A 10,525-nucleotide genomic window follows, 5' to 3' on the forward strand; every position below is an offset into this window, starting at 1 on the left:
GTAAGAGTTAGCGTTCTTTTTGTTAATTAAATTATTGTTTCGCCGTGTGTGTTTGTAGGTGCAGGCGGTCTTCCGTGGTCATAGGTAGGTGCACCAGTGTTACCATCAGCTTCATTACTTACAATACCAGTGTGTCCATGTGAATAAGATGGAGACCAACCTTCTCCATGTGTACGTTCAGGTGCACCGCCACCATCACCATGACCTATACTTAACGCTAAGTCTGGTCTTTGAGGTGCAGGTATGTCCCCATGTTCGGATAAAGCGAAACCCATAGTAGCTACGCCTATAACAGACAAACTTACAATAACAGAACCAATCTTTTTAATCATTTTAAAGCCCCTTTCTCGAATGTTTTTGTTTTAGCTTGCAAGCCCATATGAAAATACTTACTTGCCTTTACATGATTATCTTCCTCATAAAAGCGAAGTGCCAATTTCTCTGCATATTCTTGGGTGTAGTTAAATAGTAATTCTTTGTCGAAATAGGTAATTCCTTCAAGAATAATCTTTTCTAACTCTCTTGTTGGAACATTATTATTTAGTGCTTTTAAAATAGTGAAGTGCTGTATATATGCTTCATTATTCAATTTAGTACAAACTTTTAATCCTTTTGTAATTAATTCCTCAGCAATATTTATTTCATTTAGTTTAGTATATTCCCTAGCTTGTAAGAAAATGGCTTTGAAATGATTAGGAATTTTTTCAGTTACTTCTGACAAGTGACGAATAGCTAATTCAGAAAGATTTTGACTTGCGTATAACCAACCTAAATTATTACGAACCCTTAAAAGTAAAGTTTCGTTATTTTGTTTTTGTAGGGTATTTATTGCAGAATTTAAGTATTCTTCAGCTTGTTCATATTGTTTTATTTGGATAGCTGTTAATCCTAAAACATTTTCCACTAAAGCCGTATTTGTTTCATATCCTTTATGCTTTAAAAAAATTTCTTTTGCTTTGTTTACATACTCTATAGTATTTATTGGTTGTTTTGTATAGAAGAAAAATGCTGAAATTCTATAATTAAATTCTGCTTTTTCTAATTCATCAGGTACGTAACTTAAAAGGGATTCAGCTTTTTCAAAATGTTCTTTTGCTTCGTTGTAGTCTGCAAGAAGTGTGCTGTGAATGGCTTTGAAGAAATGATAATAATAGGATAAAAAGCTGTTATTAGGTATATCAAAGGAGTTAATTTCATTAAAATCATCTTTTGTAATGTTAAGTCCATCTGTTAGTACTTTATATCTAAAATTTAATAATGAATAATATAGTAATAGGTTTTCGTCTTCTTTTATACTGGAAAGTTTGTCTTCAATTTCTTGTTTGAATTGTTTTGCTTTTTCTACTTGTTGCTGTAACATAACCTGATAAAAGTCATTTAGCAACTTTGAAATTTGTTCATTCCCCTTCATTTGAACGTTCATAAAATCCCCTCACCTTTTTGAATATTCTTATAAATGATGATAGCAAGAATAAGATGTAATAGAAATTAAAATTATATATTTCTCAACATTTGTTTAACAATTTTATTTTCAAGTATATAACTAATCGTATTCATTCTACCTGTTAGTAATTTCAAATATTTGGCACAGTAGAACAATTTAACATGGTATAATTTTCTTGTGAAATATTAGGAAAAGGAGGTACGGTATGGTTCAAATAAAGGTAACACCTGAACGGTTAGAACAGTCAGCAAAGATAGTCCTTGAAACTAAAAATAGATTAGAACAGATACATAAAGATTTATATAACCAAACGGAATATATCGCTTCAATGTGGAGTGGTGCAACGAGTCAAAGATTTTATCATATGTTTAATGAAACAAAACCTCAAATGTTTAATGTATTTCGGGAATTTGATAAGATTGCAGAAGAACTAATGAATGCAGCAGAAAAATTCCGTAATACTGACGAACTTTATGGTGGCAATTTAGTTGAAGGAACTACATCTGATGAAAAGATAGAAGAAGGGGCAATGTGTGGTAAGCTACCTGAAAAATCTACTTTCGAAAAAATTCGGGATGGTATTGTAGAAGGTGCAGGGGAAGCGGTTGAAGATACTATAGAAGGATTTAAGGCACTTGGTAAATGGGAAACGTGGGAAAACATGGGGAACGCCGCCTTGCACCCTATTGATACACTTAGTACCATGTATAATGTATTGTCGGATTCATTTATTAATGATGTAATAAATGGTGACGCAGAAAGTCGTGCAAAGTGGGGAAGTTATGCTTTAACTCAAGTTGGGTTAGGTCTTATTGGTGATAAAGGGTTAAGTAAAGTATCAAAGGTAGCAACTACTGCAAATCTAGCAAAAGGAGTGTCTGTAGTAACTAATTCTGCTACGTATAGAAATGTAATAAATACATTAAATAATTTCAAGTTGAACACTGGAAACCGTTTTGCTTATGCTGGTGTTGGTGGATTCAGTGATATTCCAAAAACTTCTTTTAATTCTTTAGAAGAAGCACGTAATACATTTATGTTTGCTGACCCTGGTAATTTAAATACACCTAGGTTCAAAGAATACCTTAGCCAAGTAGAAGAAATTACAAATAGGAAAATTCCTGAAAACCAAAGGGAATTACTACAAGAACACTTAGAAAATAATGGTTATGAACGATTAAGCAAAGAAGAAGTTGCAAAAAGAAGAAGAGAATTTGGTAGATTAAAAGATGATTTAATAGAAGAGTGGGAACTTGAGACTAATCAAAAATGGCCTACTTATGAAGAAGAAATCCTTTCAAGAAGAGGAATACCACTAAGACATGTAGATGACCCGTATGATGCACATCACCTTATTGAAAATGCACACGGTGGAGAACATGAGTGGTGGAATATGCACCCAGCTAAATATCCTAATGAACATCAAGGTGGAATTCATGGCAAGGAAGGTATTTCAAAAGAGGTTTTCAAGAAAAAGTAAATAACGGAGGTAGTAAAAAGTATGTTTAACTTTTTGAAAAAATATGTTGTAGCAGACAGAAGTGTCCGTTCTAAACAAAAACCTATTTTCTATCCTATATATCAAGAGGAGATAGATGAGGCAGAAAGCTTATTACAAATGGAACTTCCAAAAGAATTAAAACGTTTTTATCAAGAAATTGGTTGTGGTTTTTTAAAGTCTGATAAAAGAACTTTTTTCAATAGATTTATGGACCCAATTTCAGTTGCCGATTTTCGTTTAAGACAAGATATTTATGAATATAATCCTAATTTGGATGATGTAGATGATGAAGAATCATTAGTATTTTTTGAAGTAACTGAACTCAACTTTTTAACAATTAAATTTCAAGAAGAAAATGAATTAGGGCAATGTCCAATTTACTTTGAGGACGCAAAAATAGCGGATTCTTTAGAGGAGTTCTTGATTAAAATGGATGAAAGTCCTGATTATTATATTTAATATTTTTAATAATTGTTTTAAGGCTTTGAATTTGTAGAGGTATGAGATTCAAAGGGAAATCTGTAAAAGAAAGTCCTAAAATAACTGATAGGAGTTAACAACATGGACTCAAAAGTTTCAGAAATTCTAAGAATGTTAGACAATTATGAGGGAAATGAAAAAGAAATTTTTGAAATGATTCAAGCTGAAGCAATGGTTAAATATAAACAATGCGAAGACATGATAGATACGATACTGAATAATAAGTCTAGAACTGAAAAAGAAAAACATGAAGCTATAATGAGTATGATAGAACATATTTTCACTTGTGGCGTGTCTTATGGAAGTGTTCAAGTTCCGTTAGTAATGATTAAGAACCGTCAATTGTCTACGCATTAATTTATATTTTTATGATGAAGTTGAAATAATAAAATAAATTCGTACCAAGTAGTGAGAGTATTGTGGTTTCGTTAACAGATGTTTTAGTGACTACTAAAGAGAACATACAATATTTCGTAGTGAAAGAGTATAAAGAATAATGTGTTAATGATTTCGATATGGATAGGTAATTATAATAGAAGAAACTGATAATACTGCTTTACAACGATTAACGACTACTTTATACTTGAAATATAATTCTAAATATAGGAAGTAGTGTATGCTTCTTAAACTATATATACATAGCTAGTCTAACAACTTTAGCCGATTTTGTTCTTAACAACTGAAGCAGTTGTTGCTGACAAACCAGAAGAAGGCGGAAATGCAATGCCTGATATGTCTGGAATGGGCGGCATGGGCGGTATGGGCGGCATGATGTAATTTCATCCGCTGTCGGAACATCCATCTCTGTATAGAGGTGGATGTTTTTTTATTGTACGATGTTAAAAAATTATAGTGAAAAAGGTTCTGTCGCACTGAGAAAATAATTTCTGTAGAATTTTGTCGCTTTCTCTCTTGACCGTATTGATACTTCATTGTTAGAATCTAGGAAGATAATATAAAACAATCCTTCATATATCCTCAATGATATGGTTTGAGAGTCTCTACCGGGTTACCGTAAACAACCTGACTATGAAGGCAGTGTGTCTTATATTTATAAAGAGCGGAATACTATCTTTATAAAGTCAGACCCCTGCCTTTTCTTTGTTATGAGACTGAAGGCGGAGGACTGGCTTTTTTTATTATATTGGTAATGCTTTTTGCCAAATTGGTGAAAATATTTATATACAGAACTAACGTTGGGGTGATTATTTTGAAAAAACAGCACGATACGATTATCGTTTTAGATTTTGGGAGTCAGTACAATCAGTTAATTGCACGTCGAATTCGTGAGTTTGGTGTATACAGTGAACTTCATCCACATACAATTACTGCAGAAGAAATTAAAGCAATGAATCCAAAAGGGATTATCTTCTCTGGTGGACCAAACAGTGTATATGGTGAAAATGCATTCCACTGTGACGAAAAGATTTTTGATCTAGGCTTACCGATCTTTGGTATTTGCTACGGTATGCAGCTTATGACAAAACACTTTGGTGGAAAAGTAGAACGTGCAAACCATCGCGAGTACGGAAAAGCAGTTCTAAAAGTAGAGAACGAATCAAAATTATATGCAAATCTTCCAGAAGAGCAAGTTGTGTGGATGAGCCATGGTGACTTAGTGACAGGTTTACCAGAAGGATTCGTAGTAGACGCAACAAGTGATTCTTGTCCAATTGCTGGTATGAGTAATGAAGCACAAAACTTATACGGTGTACAATTCCATCCAGAAGTACGTCACTCTGAGCACGGTAATGATTTAATCAAAAACTTCGTATTTGGCGTATGTGGCTGTTCTGAAGGTTGGAACATGGAGAACTTTATCGAAGTAGAATTAGAAAAAATCCGTGAAACTGTTGGCGACAAAAAAGTACTATGCGCACTTAGTGGCGGTGTAGATTCTTCGGTTGTAGCAGTATTAATCCACAAAGCAATCGGTGATCAATTAACATGTATTTTCGTTGACCACGGTTTACTTCGTAAAGGTGAAGCGGAAGGTGTTATGAAAACATTTAGTGAAGGCTTCCACATGAACGTTATTAAAGTGGATGCGAAAGAACGCTTTATGAACAAATTAAAAGGCGTTGAAGATCCAGAACAAAAACGTAAAATCATCGGTAATGAATTCATTTACGTATTTGATGATGAAGCTTCTAAATTAGAAGGAATGGATTTCTTAGCACAAGGTACACTGTACACAGACATTATTGAAAGTGGTACAGCAACTGCACAAACAATTAAATCTCACCATAATGTTGGTGGACTTCCAGAAGATATGCAGTTCAAATTAATCGAGCCTTTAAATACGTTATTTAAAGACGAAGTACGTGCATTAGGATCAGAACTAGGAATTCCTGATGAAATCGTATGGCGTCAACCATTCCCAGGTCCAGGACTTGGTATCCGTGTATTAGGTGAAATTACAGAAGAAAAATTAGAAATCGTTCGTGAATCTGATGCGATCTTACGTGAAGAAATCCAAAAAGCAGGTTTAGATCGTGAAATTTGGCAATACTTCACTGCGCTTCCTGGTATGCGCAGCGTAGGTGTTATGGGTGACGAGCGTACTTACGATTACACAGTAGGTATCCGTGCAGTAACATCAATTGATGGTATGACAGCAGACTGGGCACGTATGCCTTGGGATGTATTAGAGAAAATCTCTGTACGTATCGTAAATGAAGTGAAACACGTTAACCGTATCGTGTATGATGTAACAAGTAAGCCACCAGCAACGATTGAGTGGGAATAGAATAAGGTTTATTCGTATAAAGGAAGATCCATCTATGATTTTATGCATAGATGGATCTTTTTTTTGTGTTTTATCCGAACAAAAAATAATTAACGTGTAAAAATGTTCGTTTTTAAATTGACATACACCTATATGTGAGTTAATATGAGTATGTAATTGATACGAAAAATGAATATTATAGCCGTCGTATAATATCGGGGATATGGCCCGAAAGTTTCTACCTAGCTACCGTAAATGGCTTGACTACGAGGCGTTTTAATAAAGGTAAGGGATAGTTTGCCTTTGTTTATAGACGCTTCCATGTATATGCAATGGAAGCCTTTTTTATTTCTTATAGATAAAAGAGGGCTAGGGAGAATTACGACGAGTAATCATATAACGGGGGAAACGTAGAATGAAACGTTATTTTCGATTCGATGAGCTCGGTACGAATTATAAAACAGAGTTCATTGCAGGATTAACGACATTTTTATCTATGGCATATGTGTTGTTTGTCAATCCTGCTACGCTATCGCTGGGAAACATTAAAGGATTACCAGCAGGAACAGGAATGGATCCAGGGGCGGTCTTTGTTGCTACTGCATTAGCAGCCGCGATTGGTTCACTAATTATGGGGATTTTCGCAAAATATCCAATCGCCTTAGCGCCAGGAATGGGAATCAACGCATTCTTTGCTTACACTGCAGTGCTAACGATGGGAATTCCATGGCAAACAGCGATTGCCGGAACGTTAATGTCAGGTATTATCTTTATTATTCTTACTGCTTCTGGTATCCGTGAAAAAATTATTAATGCAATTCCAGTAGAGTTAAAGTTCGCGGTAGCGGCAGGTATTGGTTTATTTATCGCTTTTCTTGGTTTTCAAAATGCTGGAATTATAGTGAAGAATGATGCTGTTCTTGTTGGATTAGGAGATTTAACAAAGGGCACAACATTGCTTGCGATTTTCGGCGTAGTGATTACGATTATCTTAATGATTAAAAAAATAAATGGTGCAGTTTTCTATGGGATGATTCTTACAGCAATTCTTGGAGTAGCAACAGGATTAATTGATACACCAAAAGCTGTAGTTGGTGCAATCCCAAGCCTGGAACCTACGTTCGGTGTGGCGCTAAGTCACTTTGGAGATATCTTCACTGTTCAAATGGGGATTGTTATTATAACGTTCTTCTTCATTGATTTCTTTGATACAGCGGGTACACTTGTAGCAGTTGCAAATCAAGCAGGATTAATGAAGAACAACAAATTACCACGTGCGGGAAAAGCGTTATTTGCAGATGCGATTGCAACTGTAATTGGTGCAATTCTTGGTACATCTACGACAACGTCTTACATCGAATCATCTGCAGGGGTAGCAGCAGGAGGACGTTCAGGATTTACAGCGGTTGTAACAGCAGGGTTCTTCTTGTTAGCACTTTTCTTCTCGCCATTATTAAGTGTCGTAACAGCGGCTGTAACGGCACCGGCATTAATTATTGTAGGGATTTTGATGGTTTCATCTTTAGGAGAAATTGATTGGAAGAAATTCGAGATTGCAGTACCAGCCTTCTTTACGATTATTTCTATGCCACTTACGTATAGTATTGCAACGGGGATTGCGATTGGATTTATCTTTTATCCAATTACAATGGTTGTAAGTGGTCGTCGTAAAGAAATTCATCCAATTATGTATGTAATGGGAGTTTTATTCGTACTATATTTCATCTACGTTCGTCAATAAAGGGGTTTTTTGGAAGGTCTAGACTTAAGGGGAGTCTGGGCCTTTTTTGCGTCTTCAGAAAATCTTAAGGATTTCGTTCCGTTTTTCTTCAGAAGTTTTCTTATAATAAGACATAGGGACTTTAAAAGTTTTGGGGGCGATATTGTGGCGCAAGAAACAATACTTGTTGTAGATGATGAAAAAGAAATTCGAGATTTAATTGCTATTTACTTAAAAAATGAAGGATATAACGTACTACAAGCAGGGGATGGAGCGGAAGGATTAGATATATTAGAGAAGAATGAAGTGCATTTAGTTGTACTAGATATTATGATGCCGAAAATTGATGGAATTCATATGTGTATGAAGGTAAGAGAAGCGAAAGAGATGCCGATTATTATGTTATCGGCGAAGACGCAAGACATGGATAAAATATTAGGGTTAACAACAGGAGCAGATGATTACGTAACGAAACCATTTAATCCGCTAGAACTTATAGCAAGAATTAAATCGCAGCTTCGTCGATATATGAAGATGAACGGGTTTGCTGTTCAAAATGAAAATGAACTTGAAATTGGGGATATGAAAATAAATGTCTCGACACATGAAGTGATTGTGGAGGATGAAGAAGTGAAACTAACACCAAGAGAATTTTCAATTCTAGAGTTGTTAGCTCGTAATCCGGGTATGGTCTTTAGTGCAGAGCAAATTTACGAAAAGGTTTGGAACGAACGATCCTTTCAGTCGGATAATACTGTAATGGTACATATTCGAAAAGTGCGTGAAAAGATTGAAGAGAATCCAAGAAAGCCAAGATATATAAAAACAGTATGGGGAGTGGGGTATAAGATTGAAAAAGATATTTAATCTGTTTACTTATGTATATAAGAAAACTAGAAGACTGATTGAAAAGGTAGTAAAGAGCGTACGACGAAGTATACGAATTCAGCTTATTACTACTTTTGTTGCTTGTGCGTTATTAGGGCTTTTTGTATCAACGAAGATAGTAGCACCTGTTTTTGAGGATATAAATCGAGATGCCCAAATTGATTATAGGGAAGGTATGGAGCAAATTAATTATAAAGCTCAAAGTACAGCAGAAATGCTGGTTACGGAAAATAAGTTAGAGGCTTTACAAAATATGATAGAGACAGAAAATCAAAACTTAGAACAAGGGCATGAAGGTTTCAAAATATTAATTACAGATGAAAGTGGTAAAGTTCTGTATAAAACGAAGCAGGCACAAGAAGAACAAATTAATTTGCATAATACAATTCGCAATGTGACATCATTTGCTATCAATTATTCAAATGATAATGGTGATTTCGAAAGGTCAAGAAAAGAATTTATCACTTTTTCACCTATTACAATTGAAGATAAGAACTTATATATGTTTGTGAGTGGAATTCCTCAAGGAGAGGTAGTGTATTACAAAGTAGAAGGACCATTTCCATTTTTAATTGGTGTCCTCGTATTTATTTTCTCTTTCTTCTATATAACAAAACGAAAGATGCAACAAATCGAAGCAATGGCACAAGGCGTAAAAGAAATAGAAAAAGGAAACTTAGCTTATCGCATTGAGAAAAAAGGGGAGGATGAAATCGCTGCTTTGACTGAGAATATTAACAATATGGCGGAAGAACTTATGAATAATATAGAAAAAGAACGTAAATTAGAAAAGCAAAAAAACGAGCTTATTACGAATGTATCGCATGATTTACGTACGCCACTTACTTCTATTATGGGTTATTTACGTTTATTGCGAGATTCCAAATATGAAAATAAAGAACAACATGATGAATATACAAGGATCGCTTTTGCAAAGTCGGAGCAGCTGAAGACTTTAATAGAAGATTTATTTGAGTATACGAAGTTAACGAATGAAAAAGTAGTGTTAGACAAACAAGAAGTATGTATAAATGAACTGCTGGAGCAATTAATAGAAGAATTGGTACCACAGGCAGAAGAACATGGTCTTAAGTTTGTTAAAAAATTTCCTGAAGAACGTGCGTATGCTACTATTGATTCGGAAAAAATGGTTCGTGTATTTGAAAACTTATTAATGAACGCGATTAAATATAGTAAAGATGACGGAGAGATTAAAGTTTCTCTTCAAAGACAACGTCGACATATAGAAATTATGGTTGCAAATCATAGTGAAGAGTTTACGAGAGAAGAACTAGGAAACTTGTTTGAACGTTTTTATAAGAAGGATCAGTCCAGAAGTAGAGTAACAGAAGGATCAGGACTTGGGCTTGCTATTGCAAAAAGTATTGTTGAACTTCAAGGTGGAGAAATTCGAGCTGAATATGAAGATGGAGTGATTCATTTTATTGTGTTGTTACCAATTATAGAAGGAAAGTGAATTAAGATAGTTTGATGTGAGGGAAGGCTTACTTATAGAGGGTAAGCCTTTTTTTATATTTTTTAGAAAAACATATTGACGATTATATAAATGAGGTGTAATATTATATGAGTCGCCGATAGCAATAAGCAAAACGCGACAAACGAAATAAAAAACTTAGTTGACATTGAAACATTAAGATGTTAACATAAGGAAGTCGCAAATGAGCGACAAACGAGTTCTTTGAAAACTGAACGAAACAAACAACGTGAAACGTCAATTTTTATTTTAGATGCTAGACAAACTAA

Annotated in this window: 9 protein-coding genes, 1 pseudogene and 2 riboswitches; of the genes and pseudogenes, 8 read left to right on the forward strand and 2 right to left on the reverse strand. The window is 34.6% G+C overall.

Going from position 1 to position 10,525, the window contains the following annotated elements; translation table 11 throughout:
- Nucleotides 1-26 precede the first annotated feature (26 nt).
- Nucleotides 27-329, reverse strand: a complete 303-nt coding sequence (locus J4P91_RS26020; protein WP_207996385.1) for a hypothetical protein — start codon at nucleotides 327-329, stop codon at nucleotides 27-29.
- Nucleotides 329-1,423, reverse strand: coding sequence for a response regulator aspartate phosphatase (locus J4P91_RS26025; RefSeq protein ID WP_207996378.1), 1,095 nt, complete (start codon nucleotides 1,421-1,423; stop codon nucleotides 329-331). The genes J4P91_RS26020 and J4P91_RS26025 overlap by 1 nt, the downstream gene beginning before the upstream one ends.
- 226 nt (nucleotides 1,424-1,649) lie before the next feature.
- Between J4P91_RS26025 and J4P91_RS26030 the strand changes: the two genes are divergently transcribed.
- From J4P91_RS26030 to J4P91_RS26065, 8 genes and pseudogenes are all read left to right on the forward strand, one after another.
- Complete coding sequence (locus J4P91_RS26030) at nucleotides 1,650-2,924, forward strand: WXG100 family type VII secretion target (RefSeq protein ID WP_207996379.1); 1,275 nt, start codon at nucleotides 1,650-1,652, stop codon at nucleotides 2,922-2,924.
- A 21-nt stretch (nucleotides 2,925-2,945) separates the two neighbouring features.
- Nucleotides 2,946-3,404 carry an SMI1/KNR4 family protein gene (locus J4P91_RS26035; RefSeq protein WP_207996380.1) on the forward strand — a complete coding sequence of 153 codons (459 nt, stop codon included), beginning with the start codon at nucleotides 2,946-2,948 and terminating at the stop codon, nucleotides 3,402-3,404.
- A 102-nt stretch (nucleotides 3,405-3,506) separates the two neighbouring features.
- The gene (locus J4P91_RS26040) at nucleotides 3,507-3,782 is read left to right on the forward strand and encodes a hypothetical protein (RefSeq protein WP_207996381.1); all 276 of its coding nucleotides are present in this window, start codon (nucleotides 3,507-3,509) and stop codon (nucleotides 3,780-3,782) included.
- Between the two features lie 309 nt (nucleotides 3,783-4,091).
- Nucleotides 4,092-4,202, forward strand: a pseudogene (locus J4P91_RS29615) (TCP-1/cpn60 chaperonin family protein); the annotation flags it as partial.
- A gap of 171 nt (nucleotides 4,203-4,373) precedes the next feature.
- A riboswitch (purine riboswitch) is annotated at nucleotides 4,374-4,475 on the forward strand.
- Nucleotides 4,476-4,635: 160 nt separating this feature from the next.
- Nucleotides 4,636-6,174, forward strand: a complete 1,539-nt coding sequence (guaA, locus tag J4P91_RS26050) for a glutamine-hydrolyzing GMP synthase (RefSeq protein ID WP_017150422.1) — start codon at nucleotides 4,636-4,638, stop codon at nucleotides 6,172-6,174.
- A gap of 164 nt (nucleotides 6,175-6,338) precedes the next feature.
- Nucleotides 6,339-6,440: riboswitch (purine riboswitch) on the forward strand.
- A gap of 128 nt (nucleotides 6,441-6,568) precedes the next feature.
- Complete coding sequence (locus tag J4P91_RS26055) at nucleotides 6,569-7,894, forward strand: NCS2 family permease (RefSeq protein WP_207996382.1); 1,326 nt, start codon at nucleotides 6,569-6,571, stop codon at nucleotides 7,892-7,894.
- Nucleotides 7,895-8,038: 144 nt separating this feature from the next.
- On the forward strand, nucleotides 8,039-8,740 hold the full coding sequence (locus tag J4P91_RS26060) for a response regulator transcription factor (RefSeq protein WP_207996383.1): 702 nt from the start codon (nucleotides 8,039-8,041) through the stop codon (nucleotides 8,738-8,740).
- Complete coding sequence (locus J4P91_RS26065; RefSeq protein WP_207996384.1) at nucleotides 8,724-10,238, forward strand: sensor histidine kinase; 1,515 nt, start codon at nucleotides 8,724-8,726, stop codon at nucleotides 10,236-10,238. The genes J4P91_RS26060 and J4P91_RS26065 overlap by 17 nt, the downstream gene beginning before the upstream one ends.
- The last annotated feature ends 287 nt before the right edge of the window (nucleotides 10,239-10,525 follow it).

Source organism: Bacillus sp. XF8 (assembly GCF_017498755.1).
Lineage (GTDB): Bacteria > Bacillota > Bacilli > Bacillales > Bacillaceae_G > Bacillus_A > Bacillus_A bingmayongensis.

Bases quoted from the DNA above. Each gene is read 5' to 3' on its own strand.
- J4P91_RS26055 (WP_207996382.1), top strand. From the start codon at position 6,569: ATGAAACGTTATTTTCGATTCGATGAGCTCGGTACGAATTATAAAACA.
- J4P91_RS26035 (WP_207996380.1), top strand. From the start codon at position 2,946: ATGTTTAACTTTTTGAAAAAATATGTTGTAGCAGACAGAAGTGTCCGT.
- J4P91_RS26040 (WP_207996381.1), top strand. From the start codon at position 3,507: ATGGACTCAAAAGTTTCAGAAATTCTAAGAATGTTAGACAATTATGAG.
- J4P91_RS26025 (WP_207996378.1), bottom strand. From the start codon at position 1,423: ATGAACGTTCAAATGAAGGGGAATGAACAAATTTCAAAGTTGCTAAAT.
- J4P91_RS26030 (WP_207996379.1), top strand. From the start codon at position 1,650: ATGGTTCAAATAAAGGTAACACCTGAACGGTTAGAACAGTCAGCAAAG.